The following is a 24741-nucleotide window of genomic DNA, read 5'->3' as shown; positions in this document are numbered from 1 at the left end:
AGTTTTGCAGGGGCAAGTCCAAACGTCAATCCCACACCCAACAGCGGAAAAAGCAACAGCAGGCCTAGCCAAAGCCAGGCACGAGGTGGTGCGGATCGTGGCGCCGGCGCAGGGACCTGATCAAGTCTGACCGGCATGGCTAGCTCCCGTTTACTTGAGACAGCAATGAACTAAACGTCCTATCGCAGATGCGGCAAGAGCCTTGAAATGCAATTGGCAAATTGCTGTCTCTAACCTCGACATCCTTCACAGGCTCTCTTACGCTATCAACATCGATAGCACCCAACCTCACAGCTCCACCTTCGGTGGCATCGTCGCTAATACGGATTATGTCGTTCATAGAGTGCTGGTTAATCCTTCGAGAAAATTATCGAATTGCACTTCACCCACATCGTTATCGGTTTTGTTTTCGCCTCGTACGAGATCTTGCACAAACCTGCAATCGAGTCCTCCACCGTGACCTGGTCGCCTTCAATTAAGTACATCTTGCTCGGATCTTGGATAACCGGCTCGGAGTCGCCGCCATACAAAAACGCTTTCTCCTTGATCGTACCTTTTACTGAAGCAGACGAATTAACAACCTGAAACAAGGGAGAGTTAACCACCTCATCTATTGACTTTTTATCCTTATAAGGAAACAGATAAGTCGACCTTCCTTCAGAATCAAGCATATCTCCACCCAAGTCAAAAAAAACGAGAAAGTTTTTTTGTCCTCGATCAGCGCTCCATTATTGAGTTTTATTACGCTCACATCATACACATCACTTACGGGATCCCATGAGCTTGGCGTCTCGATACTATGAATAACAAAAATCCTCTCATCGCCTGCCCCATCGATAGAAAAAGAAACGCCTCGATGATATTTCCTACCGTCCCAGCGTAGGGAAACTCATAAACAAGCGTCGGCTTTACAGTTTTTGAAGTTGAATAGGCTGCGATTCCGTAGGGATTGACTGATAACCGCCCCTCCTCTTGCTCATTCGCATTCGTATAAACGAAGCACGCTGTAACCCCACCCATCTCTACCGGCTGATGGGTCTGCTTTACGCCTACACCATTACACACCTGTTCAGTTGCAATGGCAGTTTTCACGAAATCCAAAAATAGGATAATCGCTAAGTATTTAATCATTTTTTTAGCGCCTGCCATCGACTTTGCTACTCAAAGGGAACCTCAAGCCATCAATTTCTGCGTGCGCTCCACACACTCCTAATCCAAGCGCCGTTGGATCGATCCCTTTCGACGAAATCTCAAGAAAACTGCCATTGCGTTGTATTAGCACAGGTCCAAAATGAGTTTTGTAAATGAGAGCCTGCCCCACATTATCCATTTCGAACAAAAAAGAGCAAACATGCTGATCTGCTTGTGTGCTATGCAGCTCTACCAAATAGCCTTGGCGCACCGACTCTATTTTAAGATGATCACGAAACTGTTCGGAGCAGTCCTCTCCGTTGTTTGGCAAGGTGCATAACTCACTTTTTTTCGAGTAGAATCCAGGCCATTGAAAAGACGATATATTTTCAGACTCATTTTCCTGCAGACTAAAATCAGCCGCATGACCTTCGGCAAGCAGAAATATTAACAACATTGAAATAACAAATGATGCAATCAGCTTCAATTCTATTCTCCCACCATCAAGTAGCCAACTCTATTTCGACCTTGCTCATATTGCAGTAGCTCTGGTGTTTCTCGGATATATTGCGCCAATAAGCGTCGATTATTTGCAGAAATATATTTCATCTGCCTCCCCCAAATGCTGCCCTGCTGATAAGTCAAGTCCACCGCTATATCTCGCACGCGGTCATTCAACTGTTCCCACGCTGTCGCATCTGACGTAGCGACTGAGTTGTATCGCTGTTTGGCTGCCACCTCATACCGTGGATACACTACATCTTCAAAAAGAATGCGCTGTGCTTGCTGTGAGATCGCTCCAAATGCATCTTTATTTATGTTCACGAAATCGCGAGCAGCTTGACTCGACAGACCAGCTCCACGGGAGAAATTTTCGGCGGAAACAGCACTTACACCTGCAGCAATTAGATCCGCGTATACTGCATTTTGTGTCCTGTGGCGCATGTCATAACCGCGCCCTAATGTCACACCAGATGCTCCTCCTGGCCAGTGTAACCGCCGACTGAAATAAGGACTCTTAGGAATATCATTCCCCTCGGCGTCAAAAGTAATTTGCCCTCGTCGTACGATCAAATCGCTCGGCTCTCGAAAGACCGATAGATGCCCCACAAATCCCACCGGATGAAAGTGATACACCTTCCCGTACCCCGGCAGCCCAACCTTCTCCGCCACCTCATCCCACCAACTCAATTGCTTGAGCCGCGCCTTCTCCGCCAGCCAGTTCAGGTTTGGCGTCGAACCGCTATGCCCGAGTATTTCATCCAGCGCATCCCACTTCTGTGCCCTGTAGTACCACTCGCTTTCGGCGCGGATGATCAGTTGCGCGATCGACTGGGCATGGGCGGGCAACTTGAGGGCGGCCTGCAGTTCCTTGGCGGTCATCTGGCTTTCGCAGTTGCGGCCAATGACCTCGAGTAATCGCTGCTTGATCGGCCCCTGATCTCCTTCGTCGGCCATGCGCCCAAAGCGTTCAAGCTGCGCGTCGTTGAAGCCTTCGGTTGCCCGCTTGAAGGAGGACAGCATTTTTCGCGGCAGGTCGAAGTGATAGATGATGTCGTAGCCTTCCCACGACCAGGGACTGACCCACGGGGTAATGCCCACTTCTTCACGCACCCAGCCATCAAGCTGGCTGTGGTCGGCGTCATGCAGCAACCCGTCGAGGCGGTACCAGTTATAGGCCTTGTGACCACTGGTGGCGGGCTCGGTGATTTTTCTGTCGGCAGACAGACCATCGAGCAGGCTCTTGGGAACGAGCAGGTCGGCGTCGCTTGAGGTCGTGTCCCCGTAGAAAAAATTAGGTGGCCGCTTGGCGCTGAAGTGGTCTTGATGCGCGGCCACCACCGTCCCTTTGGCCAGTTTCAGCCAGGTCCTGCTGCTGGCTGGCAGGCGCTGTGCCCAGGCGCGACTGGCTTCGATGAAATTGTCCACCATATCGCCACTGAACACCTCCAGATGCAGTTTCTTTTCCGGGGCCTCCGCATGGCTGCCCTGGTACAGGCCGATATGACCAATCAAGTCGCCGGCCTTGATAGCGACGGGCTGCTCGAGCACGACTACGCGATCATGTGCCAGGGGTTCCAACCCGCCGTGCAGCGACTTGTAGTGCACGTACTGGTTGATCCGCTCCAGCTTGCGGAACTCGCCGTCACCGCTGATCGTCACCGCCGTGCCCTTTGGCAGTTCCCCAATCTTCTCGCTATCACGCTTCGCTTCGGCACGGACGTTGAGTGCGCCCTCCTTAGTGGCGACGCGATACTGATCTCCCTCGATGGGTTCCAGCAGGCTGAAGGCAACGTAGCCCTGCAATGCTCCCTCGGCGCTGATCAGGTTGGCCGGGCCGAGGCTGTTCTCCAGCTTGCGGTAGTCGCCTTCACCGCTGACGGTCACCTGCGCACCTCGGGGCAGGAGATCGAGGACTTGGCCCTGCCATTCCTTGTTGCGCACGTTCAGGCCGGGTTGATTGGGATAGAGAGGGTGGAAGTCGTTAACTGTTTCCTTGACCCGACGAGTTGCGCCCTCGGGCCAGAAGGCCGGGCGGGCCAGGGTCGCATCAGTTTGATAGACCTTCCAGTCTTGCAAGTGCAGGTAGAGGCTGAAGAAGGTCAGGCTGGGCGGTGTGTCCGCGCTGCCTTCGATTTTCGGAGCCTGCAAGCGGTGTCGCACCAGCACGAAATTGCGCGAGAAGGGTCGCAGAGTCGGCAGCTTGTTGACGATGTAGGACGTGGTCGGCGAGTGCTGGTCGATGCGGTAGGCGACCACCTCACCGTCGGCCAGGCAGTGCACGCTGGATTGATTCAGGGTGTCAGCGGTGCCGTCGTCAAAATGCACGCCGCCGTGCCAAAGGCCATTGACCCCCAGCGGGTAGAAGCCCGCTTTTGCGTTGGCCAGATGGGTCAACTGCCGCAGCGGGTCGCGAGCGTCCTTGAAGGGATGGCTCCAGTTCTGTACCGATGGCAGCGATTCGGAGCTGCCTTCAGTCGGCAAGGCTGAGCGGACGGGGCCAGTGCCCGGCGTTGGCAGGATCGGGGGATGGCGCACGTCGAAGCGAGCGTCGCGTTCATGCTGGGGAATTCCAAACAGCCATCTGAGTAAGCTAGCCACGGGGTTTGCTCCTTGCAAAGGGATTAGCCAGAGATCTCCGTACGCCCCTGGGATTCGGGTTCATGCGCGTTCAAGGGCGGCAGCGGCGATGGCATTGCCAGCGTTTGTTGAGCGGCGCCCTCATAGGCAAAGTGCGCCGACTTGACCAAGTAGTCGCCCGCCGTGCCCGATTCGATTCTGTTGGGATCGAGGGTGATGTAACTGCCCCCGGCATTGAGGGTGATCTTCTTTTTGGCCGTGATGCGGATTTCGTCTTCGCTGCTGGTGATGTCCAGGCCATGCCGGGCCAGCAGTTCCAGCTTGTCGTTTTGCGCCTGGACAATTACCGGGCCCTGGTTGACGATCAGCTTGAGGCCGAGCTTGCGCACGAACAGGCTCAGCCCCTGCCCCACGCCGATGAACAGGCGCTTGACCACGCTGATGTCCGCTTCGCCGCCGGCGTTGAACATCAGGTTGTGTTGCGCCGCCAATTGCAGGTGCTTGCCGCTGCTCAGGGCGATGCCCTGGGGGGCGCTGAGCAGCAGGACGGAGGACTTGAGTTGTTCCAGGTCCTGCCGCAGCAGGCTGATTTGCGCTTGTACGTCTGCAGGTGTGGCGTGACTGGCCTGAGCATCGACCGAGAGCTTTTGCAGTTGCTCGCCGGCTTGTTGCAAACGATCCACGGCGGCGTTCATTTCGAGCACCGGGCCCTGGGCTTTGGTTTGTTCCTCGGCGCTGATGAAAAGACCCTTGCCGCCTCTTATCGCCCCCCAGCCATCGGTTCGGAGTTCAAAACCTTCACCGCGTTTCTTTTTCTGGGCATTCACCAGATGCCCCAGATTGAGCTGGCTCTTGCCGGCGTGCTCGGTACTGAGCTTGATGTGCTCTTCGCCGCGATTGTCCTCCATCCGCAACTTGTTATTGGCTGGCGTGCGCAGCACGTTGCGCTTGCGATTGAACAGGGTGACGGGGTCGGGGTGCTCGCTGTCATGCAGGGCATACGCAATATAGGGTCTTGCCACATCACCGTGATCGAACGCGACGGCCACTTCGGTGCCGGCGAGCAACGGCAGGTGCAGGCCATAGGTATCGCCGGCGTAAGGCCGGGCCAGGCGCAGCCACATGCTTTCTTCGCCGCGCCGCCAGGTGTCGCGGTCGAAGAGGAAGTTGACCCGGTAGCGACCCTCCGGGTCGATCTCGGCATAGAGATCATTTTTCTGCGGGTTGGTGACCCGCGCCGGCACGGTGCCGGCGATTTGCGGCTTGGCCAGCAGCCGTGGCCGGAAGCACACGCTGTCCGCAAAGGGGATGGCCTCGAAGGTGACCAGGAGGCTGCTATCGCGCGCGGCCGTTGTCGTCATCTTGATGATTACCGCGCCCGGGGCGAAGGCCTGCGGCGCGCCGTCGCTGATCTTCAGCACCTGGCCGGGCGCCAGGGTGGCGCTGCTGCTGATGCCGCTCAGCCGCGTCTGTTTATTCAGGTAGCGCTCATGGCGCAGGCGCGCGTAGAAGTTACCGCTTTCGCATTGCAGGTCCCGTTCGTCCAGGGCGTAGCGGTCGCCCAGCACCGTGTAGGGCTCGCCGTAGTGGTAGGCCTCGCCGTAGGTGATTCTTTTCGGGTCGCTGATCCGCTCGATGTCATCGTCGAGCCAGGCGCTGGAGTCGCGGTGGTGATAGGCGCGGATATTGACGTTGCGCTCCACCACCTGGTGGCGGGTCTGCAGGTTCCAGGCGGCGTCCTCGTCGCTGCTCATGCCGCCCGGCGGGCGATACGGCAGCTCCACGTCGAACTGGTAGTGGCGCTGGTGGTCGTGGAACTCGACCACGTCGATCTTCAGGCGTTCGTCGCTGGTGAAACGGTACCAGATGCCGACTTCGGCCAGCAGGCGGGCGATGAAGGCGAAGTCGCTTTCGCCGTATTGCATGACCTGTTCGCGTTTGGGGTATTCGTTCGCGAGCTTGAACAGAAAATCCTGCCCGCGAAAATCGTGGCGGCTGCGCAGGATGTGTTCGACGATTTCCGGCACCGATTTGTGCTGGTAGATACGGTACTGCTGGCCGCGATCGAGCAACGCCAGGCGCGGCTGCAGAGTGACCTCATAGCGGGCCTCGTCCCGGGAGGCGGACAGGCGCTGGAAGCCGGTGATCACCCCGTAGAAGGTGCGCAGCGGCTTGATTTCGGGTACCGGCAGGCCGAAGGAGAATGGCTGCTTGCGCGGCGGGGCGTGCAGACTGAAGCGGCCGTCGCGGCCGAGCAGTTGGTCGGCCGCGAGGTCCTGTTCGGCGCAGGTGAATTCAATGGAGTATTTGAACGGCTGGCTCAGGCGTTCCTTGCCCTCGAACGCCAGGACGTCGAGCGGTGCCTTGATATCTCCTATCTGGAGTTTATGGCGGCTGTGGTCGAAGAAGGTGAGCAAGGTTTGGGGCATGGTCAGGCCTCCGTGGCCACGGGATGTGCAAGATCGAGTTATCCAATAGGTATTATTTGAGGCAGCAAGGAACGCACAGTCAGTAGTGTGCTGACTTCTTCAAAACAATAATTACGAATTCAAGGCAAATTAATAGTTCACGACTGCAGATAAGCAATAGAGAACATGCCCACCACAACCATTAATTATTTAAAATGACAAACTGGAAATACAACTTACAATGCAAGCTCCAATTTCTCGCCCAAGACGATACTGAATGACTTCAAGAAGCTATTCCACCCCCTAAAGTGCACTTAGGAAATTTCCGGCGCAACTTCAGAAACTACCTACAATTCCCGCCCAGAACGCACTGGGACATACCTTCCACCAATAATTCCGCTCTGCCGCAGTTACTTCGCCACCACGACAGCCGGCGGCTGCCAGGTTCCGCTGCCGGGTGGCAGGATCGAAGGTGGCGTGTCCTTGGGCCAGTACAAGCGCATCACCAGGTAGATTGTGCCGTTCGGCGCGGGCAACCAGTTGGCTTCCTTTGCCTTGCCGGGCGAGTCCTTCTGGATGTAGAGGGTCAGCGATCCATCCTTGTTTTTCTTCATGCCGGGCAGCATCGGTGAGTTGATCAGATAGCGATTGATCGGGTTCTTGACCAATAGTTGGCTCGTGCTGTCATACATCGTCACCGACCAGAAGGCATTGACCGGCGGCAGTTGCCCCGCGGGGAACGTGATCGTGTAGTTGTGCTTGCTGGCATCGAGGGGCTCGCCCGTCGGGTCGGTGCGGGTATAGGGGTACACGGCTTCGGCGGCATCATTGCCAAACAGGCCGCCCTTGGCCGCACCAGCGCGCTTGAGCCAATCACCATTGAAGAATGCCCGGTCGCCGAACACCGAACCGATGCTCCAGCCATTGACGTTTTTCGTGCCGCTGGACAGCCACTTCTCCACCTTGTCATCGCCCTCCTTCATGCCCAGCAGGACGGCAGCCTTGTGTTCGGCGGAGAGATCCTTGAACTCGAAGGTCTTGCCTGGCCCGATGCCGATAGTGGCAAGCCGGGCCCGGATATCCTTGTCTTCCGGTGTCGGCGGAACAAATTGCAGGGCGGCGTTCAAGTACTCGTAGAAGTTCGCCTTGATCCCGGCGGTGCTGGCCGGAAGGAATTCGAGCGCCGCGGTGGCCGGCGGCGCAGCTTGTTTGAGGAAAGCGGAAAGGGGTTGCGCCTTGTAGCCCGCCTGCACCTTCTCCACGTTAGGCATGTCCTTGTCGTTGAACAGCTGAGTGCGGATGAGGGTGAGCGAAAAGGGTGTCGTGGAGGTGAACACCTTCTTGATCCCCGCAGGCGTCTGGCCTGTCCAGTCGGGGCCGGCTACCAGGTAATCGCCCGGCTCGCTGCCCGTGGCGCGGCTGCCGATATAGCCATAGTTGTAGGTATTACCGTCGATCAGCTGCACCGAGTAGTAGCGCTTCTTTTCCACGGCCGGCACCGAGATCACCATGGGCTCGGCGCGCAGGTCCAGCCAGAGCAACGAATAAGGTGTGTCGCTGTTGGGCGTGACCACCGCCGTGTCTTCATAGGTCGCGACGTGGTGCTGGTTGCTGATCTGGTTGAACGGCGCCTTGTACTGGCTGGACTTGGTGTCCACGGCGAACTCATTCATCACCGCGTAGTTCATCACAATAGGCAGGCCGTAGATGAAGGCCTCCTCGGCAATGGCTTTGGTCTCGGTAATGCTCGGCGCGGGGATGCCCTGGGCTACGTCTTTCTTTTCGGCCTGGGTTACCGGGTCGTCCTTCTTGTTGCAGCCTGTGATCAGGGTTACGGCAACGGCGAAGACAGCGATCCATTTCAGGCTTGGCGAATAGTCAGGTTTCATCGAGGCACCGCTCCCGGGTTGGTTGTCGTCGCGTTGATGCCATCAGCATAGGTGATGCCTGTGTATCGCAGTGTATTTGCACGACACATCGATACATTGGGCTTTAATCAGACCTGCGATTCGACACAGTCCCGATACATCGCCGCGTTCAAATGCAATCAAGGTTTGCAGGGGACCAACAACCTCTGACCAATGGCTTGCAATGGAGACTTCACCATGAAGATGGCACTCGGCACTTCGATCCTTGCGTTGACCCTGTTCGGCGCCCTCGGCGCGGCTCAGGCGCAGACGACCACAGCCGCGCAGCCGGCCACGAACAGCACCGAGGTAGCTCAACCATTCGGCCCGCTCAAGCATGTCAACGCAGGCCTACTGGACGTGGCCTACGCCGAAGCAGGCCCGGCCGATGGGCCGGTAGTAATTCTTCTGCATGGCTGGCCCTATGACATTCACAGCTATGACGAAGTCGCGTCCTTGCTGGCGACAAAGGGTTATCGGGTGCTGATGCCCTATGCGCGTGGCTATGGCGACACGCATTTTCTGTCCGAGAAAACCCTGCGCAATGGCCAGCCGGCCGCGCTGGCAAGTGACGTCATCGACTTCATGGATGCGCTGAAGATCAAGCAAGCCGTGCTCGGTGGCTACGATTGGGGTGCGCGTTCGGCCGACATCGTTTCGGCGCTATGGCCTGAAAGGGTCAAGGCACTGGTCTCGGTCAGCGGCTATCTGATCGGCAATCAGGCGGCCGGCAAGAATCCGCTGCCGCCCAAGGCTGAGTTGCAATGGTGGTACCAGTTTTACTTCGCCACTGACCGCGGTCGCGCCGGTTACGAGAAAAACACCCATGACTTTGCCAAGTTGATCTGGCAACTGGCTTCGCCGAAATGGGCGTTTGATGACGCCACTTTCGACCGCAGCGCCAAGGCGCTGGAAAACCCCGACCATGTCGACATCACCATTTTCAACTACCGCTGGCGCCTGGGCCTGGTTCAGGGCGAGAGCCGCTATGAAGCGCTGGAGCAGAGGCTGGCCACGGCGCCTGCCATCAGCGTGCCGACCATCACCCTGGAAGGCGACGCCAACGGCGCGCCGCACCCTGCCCCCGAGGATTACGCCAAGCGCTTCACCGGTAAATACGAGTTCCGGCTGATCAGTGGCGGTATCGGTCACAACCTGCCGCAGGAAGATCCGCAGGCGTTTGCGAAGGCGGTGATTGATGCGGATCATCTCTGAGCAATCGGCCAGAAGCAACCATTGAACGGGCCGGCAACACGGTCGGCGTAGCCGCTGCCGCCAGGCTGCGCTCGCGCGCGTTAGCGGGCGCAAGATCTCGAGTCCGCCGGAGGAGCCCCTGCGGGACTCCAGCGCAGCCTGGCGGCAGCGGCTACAGGGGGTCGTGCCAGCCGCGGATCCGCGAACGTCCGTGTTGGGTCGGCAGCGGACCCAATCCAGTCAATACGACTGCCCCGTCAAAAAGCTCACCAACTGCCGCCCATGTGAGCTCAGTGCCTCCCACCCGCGAAAGCACACGCGCATCTCCAGCGTCGCCCAGCGCTCCTCCAGCGCTACCCAGCGCACGGGCAGCTCCTGCTCCACCCGCCGGGCCGTGGTTTCGGGAAGCATGGAAATACCGGCATGCTGGGCCACCAGTTGGGCGATCGCCTCGAAGCTGGGGGCGCGGACGCGGATCTTGAGGGGCATGGCCAGGTTGATTGCCAGTTCTTCGACGAAACGTTGCATGGCACGCTCTGCCGGCAGGCAGACGAACGCGTAACTGAGCGCATCGCGCAGGCGCAGTTGCTCGCGCCCGGCCAGGGGGTGGTCGGCCGGTACCAGCAGTACCAGGCGTTCGGTGCGAAACGGCAAGGACACCACCCCCTCGTTGATGAGGTTGCCATCGTATACGCCAATCTCGCACTCTCCGGCCTGAACCACCCGCAGGACATCGACGCTCCTGTGTTCCACCAATTGCAGGTCGACCTCGGGGTAGTCGGAGAGAAACGGCCCGAGCACCGCTGGCAACAAGGTGCTGTTGGTCACGGTGGAAGCAGCCAGGTGCAGGGTAATGCGTCGTTGCCCGGCCAGCTCCTTCAGGGTGTCCTGCAGCTTCTGGGCTTCACCGAGCACACTACGGGCGGCTTCCAGGACCAGGAGTCCTGCGGGCGTCAGTTGCATGCCGTCGGACTTGCGAACGAACAGGGTCATGCCGCTGCGCTCCTCGAATAGACGCAAACGGGTGCTGGCGGCGGAAACGGCCACCGGGAAGGTCGCTGCTGCCTTGCTGAGGCTGCCGGTGGTGGCGATAGCGGCGAGCAGGCGAAGGTCCTGAAGGTCGAAGTGCATGGGGGTTTCTCCAATTCAGAACGCCATCTTCTCTAAAAAGCAATATCTAGCCAATGACCATTCTGTTCAGAATAAAGCCTTACCCACTCCTCTGCGTACCTCCATGAAACCTTTGCGCGCACTTACCCAGCGTTATATTCAGAACGGCAGCCTGTTCGCGGTGCTGGCGGCCCTGGGGTTCAGCTTCAAGGCGATCTTCGTCAAACTCTCCTATGCCGCCGGTCCAGTGGATGCAATCACCCTCTTGGCCATGCGCATGGGGCTGTCGTTGCCGCTGTTCGTCTGGCTGGTATGGTTCAGCCGTCGCCATGCCAACGCACCACTGAGTCCGGGCAACCTGATGCGCGTGCTGCTGCTCGGGCTGTTCGGCTACTACCTGGCCAGCCTGTTCGACTTCTATGGCCTGCAGTACATCAGCGCCGGGCTGGAGCGACTGATCCTGTTTATCTACCCGACCCTGGTGCTGATCTTCCAGGCCATCGCCCAGCGTGAACGGCCGACACTGCGCACCCTGGCGGCCATGGGCATCTGCTACTTCGGCCTGGGTATCGCCTTCGTCCACGACGTGCATGTCTCGGGCATGGGCAACCAGGTGATCATCGGATCGCTCTGGGTATTGGCCAGCGCCGTGACCTATGCCCTGTACTACTCGGGCACCGGCGTCATGCTCAAGCGCATGAGTTCCATGCGCCTGGCCGGCCTGGCAGGCACCGCCTCGTCGATCGTGGTGCTGGCTCATTACCTGATGGTGAGCGGCACCTCGCCACTGAGCCAGTTGCCGGCGGCGGTATGGTTCAATGCCGGGTTGATGGCGGTGTTTTCCACCGTGCTGCCGATCTACTGGGTGTCCCTGGCCATCCAGCGCATGGGGGCCACACAGACGGCGGCCGTCGGTAACCTGGGGCCGGTGCTGACGGTTCTGGGCTCATGGGCACTGCTCAGCGAGGCGATCTCGATCTACCAGATCGCCGGCCTCGCCCTGGTGCTGTTCGGGGTAACGCGATTGAAGCCGGGCCCGGCGAAGACCGACGCGCAGCCGTCCAAGACGGACGCGCTGGCCTGAATCAACCAACCTGCATCCTGCCTTTCATCCAAAGGCAGGATCGTAGGCAACCTCACCAACGGGTACGGCACCCTCCGCTTGAAGGGGCAGAACGAGAAAGTACTTAGCGGGTGCCCCGGGGTATACGAGGCCAGAGTGCACCTTGAACCCAAAGCGCCCGTAATACTCCGGCTCCCCCAGCAGTACGACGCCTTGCGCACCCTGCAGGCTCAACCTGGCCAGGCCCTCGTTGATCAGACGCCCACCGATACCCTCGCCCTGACGCTCAGGCTTCACCGATACCGGGCCCAGGCCAAACCAGCCACCGGTCTGACCGTCAATGGTGACGGGCGAAAACGTAATCTGACCGATAATCCCGCTCTCATCTTCCGCCACCAGAGAAAGTGTCAACGCACCGCGTTTACGAAGTCGATTGATGATCAGGTGTTCCGTGGGAAGCGCGCCGGGAGCGTGGTGGGGATGGTTGTCAAAGGCCTGGTATGTCAGCGTTTCGATGGCTTCCACGTCGTGCGATGTTTCTTGCCTTATGTTCATGGCGTCTCCTTCTGCAATATAAACATTTGATATCCCTACAGACCTCTCGAGTTACTCATGGAATCCGGGGCGTTGCTAACTGTTAGTCAAACATTTATGCATAAGTTTCAACTAGCTAATGTTAGTAACTGTTTTTCGAAGGATTTGGTAGCAGATCGAATACCTTGGGATCGCCCCGCGGATGACAGCCTGGATGCCGCTGCACGCCTGCTGGGCCACCCTCCCGTTCTCACGGGCAACAAGATGAGCGTCAGCCATGAAGCCCATGAACTTGGATTGCCTACTCCATAGATCTGATCCGGTGTTCGGCTGTAGGAGCGGCGGTGCGGCGATGCGGTGGTTCAGGCAGTCTGCGTCGTCTGGATCGCGGGCAAGCCCGCTCCACAGAGATAGCGGCGCACTGGCATCTTCGGGGGAAAAGTCAAGGGAAAGGACAACGCCCGCCCGTAGGCGGGCGTTGGGGCACATCCTTACTGTTTCTGCTGATTCATTTTCTCGTCAATCTTCTTGTCCACGTCGGCGCGGATCTGGTCGATGCTGAAGCTTGCCGGACGCTGGCTCGGCGGGTAATCGACAAAGGTTTGCAGGAAGGCGGCAGACCTCTGTATCCCCTCGAACAGCAGATAATCGTTTTTGGCCAGCCAGTCATAGTACTGATCAGACACCACGTCGGCGCGCTCGTAAGGGTCCATGCGCAGATTGAACAGCTTGGGCACCCTCAGGCAAGTAAAGGGCTCGCTCCACACTTTGAACCCACCTGGTGCGCGCTGTTCGCAAAAGACCAGCTTCCAGTCGTCGTAGCGCATGGCCACCAGATCACCGTCATCGCTGAAGTAGAAGAACTCGTTGCGTGCACTCTTGTCGGCTTTGCCCGTCAGATAGTCCAATTGATTGAAGCCATCGAGATGCACCTTGAAGTTCTTGCCGCCCACGTCCGCACCTTTGAGCAGGCGATCCTTGATGTCGGTGTCGCCCGCCGCCGCAAGTAACGTGGGGAACCAGTCAAGTCCCGAGAACATCTGGGTTGACACCGAGTCAGCCTTGATCTTGCCAGGCCAACGAATGATCGCCGGTACCCGATAGGCACCCTCCCAGTTGGAGTTCTTCTCGTTGCGAAAGGGTGTGGTCGCCGCGTCCGGCCAGGACCATTGATTGGGCCCGTTGTCGGTGGAGTAGATCACAATGGTGTTGTCGTTGAGCTTGAGGTCATCAATGCTCTTGAGCAGCTTGCCCACATCGCCATCGTGTTCCACCATGCCATCGGCATATTCGTTGCCGACCATGCCGCTTTGGCCTTTCATCGAATCCCGAACATGGGTGAACGCATGCATGCGCGTGGTGTTCATCCAGACAAAGAACGGCTTGTCGGCCTTGGCCTGCTTCTCGATGAAATTGATGGCGGCCTGGGTGGTCTCGTCATCGATGGTTTCCATGCGTTTGCTGGTCAGAGCTCCCGTATCTTCGATCTTGCCATCGGCGAAACTGTGGATCACTCCACGGGGAGAGGCGGCCTTGACGAATGCTGCATTATTCTTTGGCCAGTAAGGACGCTCCGGCTCCTCCTCGGCATTGAGGTGATAGAGATTGCCGAAGAATTCGTCGAAACCGTGGTTGGTTGGCAGGTACTCGTCACGATCGCCCAAGTGGTTCTTGCCGAACTGGCCAGTGGCATAGCCATGGGCCTTGAGTGCCTGGGCAATGGTGACATCGCGGGCCTGCAGACCGACCGGGACACCGGGCATGCCTACCTTGGACAGCCCCGTACGCAGTGCGGATTGGCCGGTGATAAAGGTCGAACGACCGGCGGTGCAACTGTTCTCCGCATAGTAGTCGGTAAACCTCATGCCTTCTTTGGCGATGCGGTCGATGTTGGGGGTCTGGTAACCCACTACACCATCGGCATAGGCACTGATGTTGGTCTGCCCTATGTCATCACCGAAGATCACCAGAATGTTCGGTTTGTCTGCAGCGCTGGCGATACCCGCGCCCAAAGCTGTCGTCGCAGCGAGTGCAACCGTTGATATCCATCTTGTACTGCGCTTCATAAGGTCTTTCTCCGTCTGACGTTTCTGTCGTTGCATCTACGACTACGTACACACGAGATACCGAATGCCTGGCTGGGTCCCTGTGGCGCCTGCAGCTCCTGGTTAAGGGGGTTGAATGGATCATCTGTCCTGTAGTGGATTCCGACGAAGGCTAGCAAATGATTCTTGGTTGTGTCGGATGCTGTCGGGAAATAACCACCAGAATGAATCGTCCCTGGTTTCGCCCAAGCATGTCCGGCACTCACCTCGACGGTCGAGGCTGGAGCGTCGCTGTCCGGCCAGAAGCAGACATCAATATAGGGATACAACTCTGTGGGAGCGGGCTTGCCCGCGAAAGCAGCACCGCGGTGGTTCAGACAGACCGCGGCGTCTGAATCGCGGGCAAGCCCGCTCCCACAGTGCCCCGCCATTGGCCGCTTCGGGTCGATAGCTGCCCTTGATAACGCACAGCAACCAGTCAGTAACTGCCAGTGGTCATTACATTTCGCCTGTCACCGGCGTTTGGCTAACCTTAATGGATGACGGAGCAAATGGCTTGCTTCGACACGAATCGGGTACTGGAGGTTTTCACGCAACGTAACTCACAGAGGTGATTGCCATGTATGCCGTTATCAGAACCTACTCAGGCGCTGGCGCGAAACAGCTTTTCGATCTGCTGGAAGAGCGCAAGGCCGACATCCAGTCAACCTTCCGTAATGTGCCTGGCCTCGTAAGCTACACACTGCTACCCACGGGTGATGGCGGTATGTCGGTGACGGTCTGCACAGACAAGGCCGGTGCCGGTGAGAGCATGAAAGCTGCGCGCGACTGGATTCAGAAAAATGCCTCGAATATCCAGGCGAGCCCGCCGGTCGTCACGGAAGGCCCGGTCATTGTGCAGATCAATTAGCGCGCCGTTCTACCTTACTCCACCAATACCCCCTGCGCCGCCTTCACATGCTGCGAACGAATGACCCGGAAGATCAGGAAGCCGGCCACGGCGAAAGCCCCATTCATCGCAACCATCGGGAAGGCCGTGTCGTTCTGCAGACGGCTGAGCAGCAGGCCGGAAACCGTCGCGCCGGCCATCTGGGCAAAGCCGATGAAGCCCGCTGCCAACCCTGCGCGGGTCGGGTTGGGAATTACCGCACCAGCCACCGAACCCGGCAGGACCATGCCCGCGCCCAGCGTCAGCAGCATCTGTGGCAGCATCAGGCCGGGCACCGACGGGCCGAAGAGTTCATGGATCACCAGGCTCAGGCTGGCGCCCACCGCGACCAGGCCGGTGCCGATGGTCACGACTTTTTCCGGACCGAACTTCATGATTGTGCGGTTGGTGAAGATCGCGCCGGCGATCAGCCCCGAAACGATACCGCCAAAGACCAGCCCGTACTGGGTCGGGCTCAAGCCAAGCTGCCCGACGAAGACCCGCGAGGATCCGGCGATAAAGCTGAACATCGCGCCGTAGGTGCAGGCGATGGCAATGGCGAAACTGCGCAGGGATGAGCCCTTGAGCAGCACGGCGTAATTGCCCAGCAGCGTTTTCAAGCGCCCGGCCTTGGGATCGCGCTGCAGGTTGGTTTCCTTGAAGAACAGGCAAGCGACCAGTGCGGTAGCGCCGAACAGGACGGTCGCGACCACGACCGCGCGCCAGCCACCGGCATGGGTGGCGATCAGCCCGCCGAGCACCGGCGAGAGCATGATCGTGCTGAGCATGCCGATCACCGTGATAGCCATGATCGGGCCGGCTTTTTCCTTCCAGACATCACGCACGATGCTGCGTGCCACCACCAGTGCAGCGCAAGCGCCCAGCCCCTGGAGCGCACGGCCGCCGATGAATTCGGGCATGCTCCCGGCGAACACCATCCACAGGGACGCAAGCACATAGGTGGTGACACCGGCCAGCAGCAGCGGCCGGCGGCCGATGCGGTCCGACAACGGGCCGAAGAACAGCTGCCCGAGGCCGAAGGCACCGACGAACACCGACAATGCCTTCAGAGACGCACCGGGCGCGGCCCCGAGCCCCGTTTCGATGTCGCGCAGGCTGGGGATCAGCAGTTGGGTGGAGATTTCTCCCAGGCCGCAGAGCCCGATGAGAAGTGCAAGTAGTACACCGGAGCGCTCAGGTAGCTTCATGGCTTTTTCCGTGGGTTGAATGACAGGATGCCCACCCGATCCTTTCGGGGTTTCGGGCTGGCGTTCGCGGCGCATCAGCACCAGGGTGCAGAGCGCGGGCAGGAACAACAGGGTAAGTACGGTGCCGACCAGCACGCCGCCGATCAGCACGAAGGCCAGGGACGACCAGAACACCGAGTGGGTCAGCGGAATGAACGCCAGGGCGGCGGCCAATGCCGTGAGAATCACCGGCCGGGCACGGCGCACTGTGGCCTCGACTATGGCTTCGCGAATCGGCATCCCCTCGCCCTGGTTCTGTTTGATCTGATCGGTGAAGATCAGGGTGTTGCGCATGAGGATGCCGCCGATGCCGATCAGCCCGAGGATGGCGTTGAAGCCGAATGGCTGGTGGAACAGCAGCAAGGTCGGCACTGCGCCGATCAGGCCGAGTGGCGCGGTGGCGAAGACCATGAACATCACGCCGAAGGAGCGCACCTGGAACATGATGACTACCAGGGTCAGCAGAATCATGATCGGGAACAGCGCGGCCAGCGCCCTGTTGGCCTTGCCGCTCTCCTCCACCGGGCCGCCGATCTCGATGCGATAACCGCTCGGCAGCTTGGCGATCAGCGGTTGCAGGTCGCGGTAGACCGCCAGTTCGACATCCGGTGGCTGGGTGCCGTCAATGATGTCGGCGCGCACTTCGAAGGTGATGTCGCGGTCGCGACGCTTGAGGATCGGGTCCTCCACCACGGCCTGGAAGCGCCCCACCTGGCCCAGGGACACCGACTGCCCGGCGGCGTTGGTGAGGGTCATGTCATCGAGGCTGCCGAGGTTTTCCCGTTGCGCGTTCAGGGCCCGGGCAACCACCAGCACATTACGCGTGCCTTCACGCACCTCGGTGATCGGGTTGCCGCTGAGCAGCGCGTTGATCTGGGATTTCACCTCGCCGGGCGTGAAGCCGAGCAGGCGCAAGCGGTCCTGGTCGAGCACCAGCCGGTAGGCGCTGGCGCGCTCGCCCCAGTCCAGGAAGGTGTCCTTGGTCATTTTGTTCGCGGCCACCACCTGGCGTGCCTGCTCGGCCAGGCCGTGCAGCACCTCGGTATCGGGCCCGGAAACGCGGAACACCACCGGGAACGGCACCGGCGGGCCGAACAGCAACTGGGTCACTCGCACCCGCGCCGAAGGGAATTCCCCGGCGGCAATGCGTTCGCGCATGCGCAGCTTGAGGGCATCGCGTTCATGGGCGTTGGCGGTCTGCACGATCAGCTTGGCGAAGGCCGGGTCCGGCAGCTCCGGGTTCAACGACAGGAAGAAGCGCGGCGCCCCGCCGCCGACGTAGCTGTCGACCATTTGGGTCTGCGGCTCTTGCTGCAAGGCGCGCTCGACCTGGGCCACCACCGCCTCGGTGCTTTTGAAGGCCGTGCCCGGTGGCATGTAGATTTCCAGGATCAGCTCTGAGCGGTCGGAATTGGGGAAGAACTGCTTCTTCACCGCCCCCATGCCCACCACGCACAGCACGAAGGCGCCGACCACCAGTGCGGTGACCAGGTACCGGTGCTCGACGCAGGCATTCACCAGCCGGCGCAGGCGCTGGTAATACTTGCCGGCGTAGATAGCGTCGTGGCCGCCGGTAACCGGTTTGATCCTGGGTAGCATCTTCACCCCCAGGTACGGCGTGAAAACTACCGCCACCAGCCAGGAGGCGATCAGCGCAAAGCCGACGATCCAGAAGATGTTGCCGGCGTATTCGCCGGCGCCGGAGCGGGCAAAACCCACCGGCAGGAAACCGATGATGGTCACCAGGGTGCCGGTCAGCATGGGCGCTGCGGTGGAGCTCCAGGCAAAGGTGGCGGCCTTGGTCCGATCGAAGCCCTCTTCGAGCTTCACCACCATCATCTCGATGGCAATGATCGCATCGTCCACCAGCAGGCCGAGTGACAGGATCAACGCACCCAGGGTGATGCGGTCGAACTCGCGGCCGGTCACCAGCATGATCACGAAGACGATCGACAGGGTCAGCGGCACGGCCGCGGCGACCACCAGGCCGACGCGAAAGCCCAGGGCGATGAGGCTGATCAGCATGACCACGCCCAGGGCAACGAAGAACTTGAGCATGAACTCGTCCACCGCCAGGCGAATGTTCTTCGCCTGGTCGGACACCTTCGACAGGCTTACGCCCAGCGGCAGGTCGGACTGGATTCTGCTCTCCTCGGCCTTGAGGGATTTATCCAGGTCCAGGCCATTGAAGTGCTTGTCCATGATCACGCCGAGCATCAGCGCCGGGTCGCCCTGATGGCGAATACGGTAGCTGGCCGGGTCTTCGTAACCACGACTGACGGTAGCCACATCGGCGATGCGCAGCACCTTGCCGTTAGCCACGACGGGCACATTCTCGATCAGCGCCAGGGTGTCGAAGGCGCCGTCCACACGAATGTAGGCGCGTGGCCCGCTGGTCTCGACGAAACCGGACGGCGCCACACCGTTCTGGGCGGCCAGGGCAGCGAAAATCTGCTCAGGCTTGAGGCCCAGGGTGGCCAGGCGCTCATAGGAGAACTCGACAAACACGCGCTGCGCCTGCTCACCGAGGATATTGACCTTCTTCACCCCCGGCAGGCGCAGGAACCCCTGGCGCAGGTCTTCGGCCATCTGCACCAGTTGCCGGTGCGGCATGTCCTTGGCCTCCAGTGCGTAGAGGGCGAAGTAGACGTCGGAATATTCATCGTTGAAGAACGGGCCTTGCACACCCTTTGGCAGCCGGGTCGCTTCGTCGGTGAGTTTCTTGCGGGTCTGATAGAAGAGTTCACCGATATCGCCGGCCCGGGTCGACTCGTGGAATGTCACCTTCATCGAGACGAAGCCCGGCTGGGCGATGGTCTCGACCCGGTCATAGAGGTCCAGCTCCTGCAGGCGCTTCTCCAGGCGGTCGGCGACCTGCTCCTGCATTTCCCTGGCGGTGGCGCCGGGCCAGGCGGCGGTGACGGTCATGACCTTGACGGTGAAGGACGGGTCTTCGGCGCGACCGAGTTTGCCGAAGGCGAAAATGCCGGAAAAGATGATGGCGATGATCAGGAACAGAGTCACCGCCGGGTTGCGTACGGCGATCTCGGACAGGTTGAGGCCGCGCATGCTAGAGCACTCCTGCCGATTGCCGCGCCAGGGCCACAGTCTGGGCCGGCAGCAGGCGCACGCTGTCACCCTCGTTCAGCAGGTGGGCGCCCAGTGCGACGATACGCTGGCCACTGTTCACCCCGCCTTCGAGCAGGGCGGATTCCTGGTCGAGCCTGGCCACTTTCACCGGCGCGAAACTGACCTTGTCGTCTTCGCCGATGACCCAGACGCCGGTACCCTCCCCCTTGTCGTGCAAGGCCCCGATCGGCACGCGAACAAGGCTGGCCGCACCTGCACTTTGCAGGCGTACGGTGATGGTCGAGCCGATGGAGAAACGCTCGGCATCGCCGTCGAGGACATAGCGGGCGCGGAAGGTCCGGGTAGACGGATCGGCCGTGGCGGACAGTTCGCGCAGGGTAGCCTTGACCGCCTTGTCGGCGGAACTGAATGGATAGGCCAGCGCATCGCTGTTGGCCAGGGCGCGCTGGGTTTCCGGGATATTGATCACCGCTTCCCGGGCACCGTCATGGGCCAGGCGCGCGACGATCTGGCCTTCGGCGACCACCTGGCCGCGCTCGACCCGCACATCGGTGATGATGCCGTCGCCATCGGCCTTGAGCGTCGAATAGCTGCGACGGTTTTCCACCTGGCTGGATTCGGAGACGGCCGCTGCATGTTCGGCCTCGGCAACCCGCAGGCGGGTCGCTGCCTGATCAAAAATCTGCTGCGACACAGCGCCGGTGGCGCTCAGGCGGCGATAGCGACCTTCGTCGTCGCGGGCCTGGCGCAGCTGGGCCTCGGTCGCACGCACGCGGTTGTTGGCGGTGCGCAGGGCCAGCTCGAAATCCTCGATATCCAGCACCAGCAAAGTGTCACCACGCTTGACGCGGTCGCCGGGATCCACGTGCCGAGAAATCACCTTTCCAGCTACCCGAAAGCCCAGATCGCTCTCGGTGCGGGCAGCCACCACGCCGGTGTAAGCGGTTTCATGCTGCGTGGCCGCTTCGACCAGCGCCGCCAGCACCGGGCGCGCTTGCCCCGCCTGGGTGACCGTCGTGTCGGCCTGGCTGTTGCAGCCGCCCAGTGCCAGCAGCATCGCCAACAGGGCAAGTCGGCCAAGGTTCTGCGGGGAAGAAATCATGGTCAGCATCTCCTGGGGTGCGGCCGCATGGTTAAGGTGGAAATCGGTTTGGGGACGCGTTGAAGGCTCCCGGGCGGCGATTGCATGATAACCATAATATTATCGAGTCGTAAATATGACGACCGTAATATATAAAGCCGTTTTATCTCACCCCTGATCTACTGCCCCTGTGGGAGCGGCGGTGCGGCGATCCGACTTGCCCGCGATGGTGCCCAACCAAACATCTCCTCGTTCCCACGCTCCGCGTGGGAATGCATCCAAAGACGCTCTGCGTCGCGTTTTGAAGGTCGACGCAGAGCGTCTGGCAGGGCATTCCCACGCAGAGCGTGGGAACGAGATAGAACATCACCGACCTACCAATCACCCCCAATATGTATCAGCAGATTTGATTTCTGGCGGCATCAAGGTCCTAGGAATTACCCTACGAATTCTGCTGCCTTCAGTAACTTGTCCGGGAACCACCTGAACACTAGTCTCGCCCGGTCACTGAATGTTCGGTGATCGGGTTTGGCGACCCGGGAAAAATGATACTGACAGAAAGCCTCGATCGAGATTGCCGATGTTGTTTCAGTTCGGCATTGATCGCTTATGGTAGCTGTGTGCGGGAGGGTTTCGACCCTGCCGGTTTCTCCAGTGTCGTTCCGGTTCGCCAACCCGCACATGGCTGCCACCCAATATGTTTGGCGACAGTTGAGTGGTAGTTCTCGAATCGACCTGGAGAACGCTATGAAAAAACTTGTCCCCGATCCCCCCTTCAACCTCGGCCAAACAACCGAAACCCACTTCGGCGCCTGCGATGGCCACGCCCCCTTGTTCGCCGTACGCCCCGGCATCAGCGCCGAAGACGCTCTGGTACACGCTGCGTTGTACCTCAAATGCGCTTGCGACATCGGCCCGCAAGTGGTCGAACATACCAACGAAGTAGGCCGTGGCTTTGCCTGGTCGACCCTGCATTCGGCGCAGATGGCCAAGGCGCTGATCGAGGCGGTACTGGATGGGATAGAGGCCAGTCATTTGCAGACCACCCAATAATCGCTGTAATGAAGTCCACCGCTCACCCCCTTTCCTGGAGTGAGCGGTGGACCGTCGTGTGGTTCCATCTCACGCTAACGTGTAATGAACCTTTTTTGCCGGTTTCGGCTCAGCCACGACGGGCGTCGAGGCTGAAACGACCGGCGCCGAACGCGACGAGTTGCAACAGGCCACCGGCCATGGCGATGTTCTTGAAGAAGTGGATGAACTGGTTCTGGTCGCCCAGGTTGTTATGGAAGGCCAGCGCGGTGATCACACTGAATACGGCAAGCCCCAGCGCGACAGTACGGGTGCGGTAACCCGCGATCAGCGCGATGCCACCTGCGATCTCGATGACGATGGCCAGCACCAGCGCGAGTTGCGGGAATGGCAAGCCAACCGAACCGATGTAGCCGATCATCGCCGCCGGGGCGCTCAGTTTGGAGATGCCTGAAAGGATGAAGATGGCGCTGAGGGACACACGGCCGACCAGAGCAGCCGTGGCAGTGGTTGCGCCGGCGCTGGACAGTTCTTGGGTATCACGGGCGGTAGTTGCTGCAGATTGGGTCATGGGATGTTCTTCCATCAATCAGGGCGCATCCACCATGGAGCGCCGCGTTGAGTAAAGTCTGCCACCCACACTACAATCGCAATAGCCGACTAATTTCGACGATTACGTTCTATTTTTTAGAAATGTACTCGCACCCGAGGCCCCTGGATAGGGCTCGATAAAACCGCAATCCAGAACCTCGTTCAGGCGCCTGCCATCGCTCATTCGGCGAAACAGTCCGACAGTCTTCCAGGGCGCATGACCATCAACATTGGGCGCCCCCAATCCGGCGATCAGGTCGGCGATCAGAACGGATCGGGTTTCGAACGAGATGCGTGTCAGCCCGGTGCTATTGCCGACGCCGGCATGGGCGTGTGCCCCGGAAAAGGCGATCAGGCTCCCCGGGGCGATATCGACGGCGATCCCTTCCCGCGGGTCGATCGCTTCCAGCAGATGCGGGATGGCTTCATCGGCATCCACCGCATTGCGGCCGTGACAATGGGATCGCTGCAAAATGGCGCGCATGTCGAAGTCGGCGCTGGAATTGAGCAGCGGGCGCCGCCAGAGCCCCGGATACAAGGCGAAGGTTCGCCCTGCCGTGATGGGATAGATCGGCGCCCACCAGTTGGTTTGCGCATAGATATTCGACCCCCAGGTATCGCGGTGAAAGGCGATGGTGGCCGTCGTGCGGGCCCGCGGCGTGAACTGGTCTGGCTCGCGATGTGGCTGAAAACGCAGGTGCAGGCGATCACAAGCCAGGGTATCGGCTGCGATTCCAAGGCTCTCCACAATGTCCTGCCATCGACGCTGGATCTCGGTGGAACCTGCGAAGTCGTTCTGACATTTTGCAAAGAGCACTGTCTGCTCGCTGTGACTCAAGTGGCGATGGATCTGTTGCGGCGGCCAGGGATGCAGCGCGTCTTCGAGGAAGGTACGCGTAAAGTCCACCAGCGTTGTCATGGGCTGCAGGTCAGTAAAGCGAATGATCTCGCCGGCATAGATCCGGTCATGCAATTGGCGAGCGGTGCTCGGTGTGGCAAGCGAGCTGTACATGACCTGAAGTCCCCGGAAGGTGCGCCCCTGACTGTAGATCCACGCCAATTGCAGCGGTAGTGGCAGGCGGAGTGGAAAAACACGGATCAGTCGCTCGGGGCCGCAAGAAAAATCTCATCGCAACAATGTTCCGCTTATTTCTCTAACTCAACTCCTCCCAAAGGGCTGGCAAGAACATTTCATGAACCAGGATATTTGTTTGCTCGCGGCTGAATATGGAACGTCTGGCCCATAACGGATAAGCAGGTTGTCTGCTCGCATTGCAGGCGTCCTCATAGCGACACACTTCAATTTCACCGCGTTGATAGGATTTTTCGCCGAACAACAAAGTCCCGAGTGGAACACTACCTAATTTAAATAATGCTGAATCGCTGCCATCCGTATCCCGATCTCCAACTACCGATCTTGCGTATATCCAGGGTCGATCAAATCCGACCAGGTAGACCTCACGTATCCAGCCCCTGCCCCCTGGTGGCAGTCCCAGTAACTGGCATTCCTGTGGCAGGATCGGTCCTGCCTCTTCACGTAAAGGAATCACCTTGAACTCATCGTCGGACAATGCTCTCAAACGACGAGTCAGCGATCCTTTGTCAAATAACCAGTCTCTGTTGGTCGACGCCATTAATGAACGCCAATGGGCGATTGTATTCCACTGTAATCCTGGCTGCGAAAAACGGTATATCACCTGCATTCAGCCTTCGGTTTGTAAATCATAGGAAATTCGGCCAGCAGGCAGGAAGAAAAATGCAATCAATGCACCGTTCTTTACTTCAGGATAGTGATGGCTTCCCGGTGCTGGCGCGGTCCATCCGGCGCCCTGCCAGCCACGTGGCCCGGCCAGTACAGCACCTTCGTCGAGTGGAATAACCATATTCAGCTCACCATAAGGATGACAGTGATAATCACCACGGAATGTGCGCTGCGGGTTATCCAGCTCATGGCCCTTACTGTCCATATAAACGGCGGTAATGCTGAAATAAAAAGTTTCAGCACAGGGTTCGCATAGCCGGCTACGACGATAATGTGGGCCGCTGATTTCAGTATTGGCCGCCCATCCTTGCGCAACACCTTCGATCACGAGCTCAGCGATTTTTTGGTATGTATCACTGTCCGCACCGTAATTATCGTTCAGCCATTTCTCTATATCAGCACAGGCAGTTTTATCTTTGACCTTGGAAAGAAATTCAATGCACAGATTAATCAGATCATCACGCTTTTTCATACGGACACCCACTGCTTCAAAGTTTGCAACACTCTCCCATACCTTCGCACTGACAAAAAGAGAAT

General features: G+C 59.2%; 18 protein-coding genes and 1 pseudogene. 4 read left to right on the top strand and 15 right to left on the bottom strand.

The annotated features are described in order from the left end of the window. Positions 1-765 precede the first annotated feature (765 nt). From F2S13_RS07010 to F2S13_RS06990, 5 genes are all read right to left on the bottom strand, one after another. Entirely contained in the window at positions 766-1131 is a 366-nt protein-coding gene (locus F2S13_RS07010; RefSeq protein WP_166359740.1) for a hypothetical protein, read from the bottom strand. Between the two features lie 4 nt (positions 1132-1135). Beyond that, positions 1136-1618 carry a hypothetical protein gene (locus F2S13_RS07005; protein ID WP_166359739.1) on the bottom strand — a complete coding sequence of 161 codons (483 nt, stop codon included), beginning with the start codon at positions 1616-1618 and terminating at the stop codon, positions 1136-1138. A gap of 2 nt (positions 1619-1620) precedes the next feature. Continuing rightward, positions 1621-4233, bottom strand: a complete 2613-nt coding sequence (locus tag F2S13_RS07000; protein ID WP_166359738.1) for a hypothetical protein — start codon at positions 4231-4233, stop codon at positions 1621-1623. 23 nt (positions 4234-4256) lie between these two features. After that, positions 4257-6641, bottom strand: a complete 2385-nt coding sequence (locus tag F2S13_RS06995; RefSeq protein WP_166359737.1) for a type VI secretion system Vgr family protein — start codon at positions 6639-6641, stop codon at positions 4257-4259. A 389-nt stretch (positions 6642-7030) separates the two neighbouring features. After that, positions 7031-8509, bottom strand: coding sequence for a DUF1254 domain-containing protein (locus F2S13_RS06990; protein WP_166359736.1), 1479 nt, complete (start codon positions 8507-8509; stop codon positions 7031-7033). A gap of 216 nt (positions 8510-8725) precedes the next feature. Here F2S13_RS06990 and F2S13_RS06985 point away from each other — a divergent pair, with 216 nt between their 5' ends. Further along, the gene (locus F2S13_RS06985) at positions 8726-9742 is read left to right on the top strand and encodes an alpha/beta fold hydrolase (RefSeq protein ID WP_166359735.1); all 1017 of its coding nucleotides are present in this window, start codon (positions 8726-8728) and stop codon (positions 9740-9742) included. A gap of 219 nt (positions 9743-9961) precedes the next feature. Here F2S13_RS06985 and F2S13_RS06980 read toward each other — a convergent pair whose 3' ends face one another. After that, entirely contained in the window at positions 9962-10852 is an 891-nt protein-coding gene (locus tag F2S13_RS06980; RefSeq protein ID WP_166359734.1) for a LysR substrate-binding domain-containing protein, read from the bottom strand. 103 nt (positions 10853-10955) lie between these two features. On the opposite strand from F2S13_RS06980, the gene F2S13_RS06975 reads away from it, so the two are divergent. Then, positions 10956-11915, top strand: coding sequence for a DMT family transporter (locus F2S13_RS06975; protein WP_166359733.1), 960 nt, complete (start codon positions 10956-10958; stop codon positions 11913-11915). A gap of 24 nt (positions 11916-11939) precedes the next feature. Here the strand turns inward: F2S13_RS06975 and F2S13_RS06970 are convergent, their stop codons facing one another. Together F2S13_RS06970 and F2S13_RS06965 are read right to left on the bottom strand one after the other, a co-directional pair. After that, the gene (locus tag F2S13_RS06970) at positions 11940-12449 is read right to left on the bottom strand and encodes a GNAT family N-acetyltransferase (RefSeq protein WP_166359732.1); all 510 of its coding nucleotides are present in this window, start codon (positions 12447-12449) and stop codon (positions 11940-11942) included. A gap of 470 nt (positions 12450-12919) precedes the next feature. Next, positions 12920-14494 carry an arylsulfatase gene (locus F2S13_RS06965; protein ID WP_166359731.1) on the bottom strand — a complete coding sequence of 525 codons (1575 nt, stop codon included), beginning with the start codon at positions 14492-14494 and terminating at the stop codon, positions 12920-12922. Positions 14495-15092: 598 nt separating this feature from the next. On the opposite strand from F2S13_RS06965, the gene F2S13_RS06960 reads away from it, so the two are divergent. Continuing rightward, positions 15093-15383: a hypothetical protein gene (locus F2S13_RS06960; RefSeq protein WP_166359730.1), complete on the top strand. Its 291-nt coding sequence runs from the start codon at positions 15093-15095 to the stop codon at positions 15381-15383. Positions 15384-15397: 14 nt separating this feature from the next. Here the strand turns inward: F2S13_RS06960 and F2S13_RS29370 are convergent, their stop codons facing one another. From F2S13_RS29370 to F2S13_RS06945, 3 genes and pseudogenes are all read right to left on the bottom strand, one after another. Continuing rightward, positions 15398-16609 (bottom strand): multidrug effflux MFS transporter, encoded by a 1212-nt coding sequence (locus tag F2S13_RS29370; RefSeq protein WP_166359749.1) that lies wholly within the window; start codon positions 16607-16609, stop codon positions 15398-15400. 30 nt (positions 16610-16639) lie between these two features. After that, positions 16640-19717 (bottom strand): annotated as a pseudogene (locus F2S13_RS06950) (efflux RND transporter permease subunit); the annotation flags it as partial. Position 19718: 1 nt separating this feature from the next. Further along, positions 19719-20840, bottom strand: a complete 1122-nt coding sequence (locus F2S13_RS06945; protein WP_425500218.1) for an efflux RND transporter periplasmic adaptor subunit — start codon at positions 20838-20840, stop codon at positions 19719-19721. A 726-nt stretch (positions 20841-21566) separates the two neighbouring features. Here F2S13_RS06945 and F2S13_RS06940 point away from each other — a divergent pair. Then, the gene (locus F2S13_RS06940) at positions 21567-21872 is read left to right on the top strand and encodes a DUF3077 domain-containing protein (protein ID WP_166359728.1); all 306 of its coding nucleotides are present in this window, start codon (positions 21567-21569) and stop codon (positions 21870-21872) included. 109 nt (positions 21873-21981) lie between these two features. Here F2S13_RS06940 and F2S13_RS06935 read toward each other — a convergent pair whose 3' ends face one another. The 4 genes from F2S13_RS06935 to F2S13_RS06920 form a co-directional block, all read right to left on the bottom strand. Then, on the bottom strand, positions 21982-22422 hold the full coding sequence (locus F2S13_RS06935; protein WP_166359727.1) for a DoxX family protein: 441 nt from the start codon (positions 22420-22422) through the stop codon (positions 21982-21984). 102 nt (positions 22423-22524) lie between these two features. Further along, on the bottom strand, positions 22525-23454 hold the full coding sequence (locus F2S13_RS06930) for a hypothetical protein (RefSeq protein WP_166359726.1): 930 nt from the start codon (positions 23452-23454) through the stop codon (positions 22525-22527). Positions 23455-23596: 142 nt separating this feature from the next. Next, a complete protein-coding gene (locus tag F2S13_RS06925; RefSeq protein ID WP_166359725.1) occupies positions 23597-24145 on the bottom strand; it encodes a chorismate--pyruvate lyase family protein in 549 nt (182 codons plus the stop codon). Continuing rightward, the gene (locus F2S13_RS06920) at positions 24146-24676 is read right to left on the bottom strand and encodes a 4-hydroxylaminobenzoate lyase (RefSeq protein WP_166359724.1); all 531 of its coding nucleotides are present in this window, start codon (positions 24674-24676) and stop codon (positions 24146-24148) included. Positions 24677-24741: the final 65 nt, after the last annotated feature.

The organism is Pseudomonas akapageensis, assembly GCF_011355085.1.
In the GTDB taxonomy this organism is placed as follows: domain Bacteria; phylum Pseudomonadota; class Gammaproteobacteria; order Pseudomonadales; family Pseudomonadaceae; genus Aquipseudomonas; species Aquipseudomonas akapageensis.
This window is presented reverse-complemented; position numbering and strand designations above follow the sequence as displayed.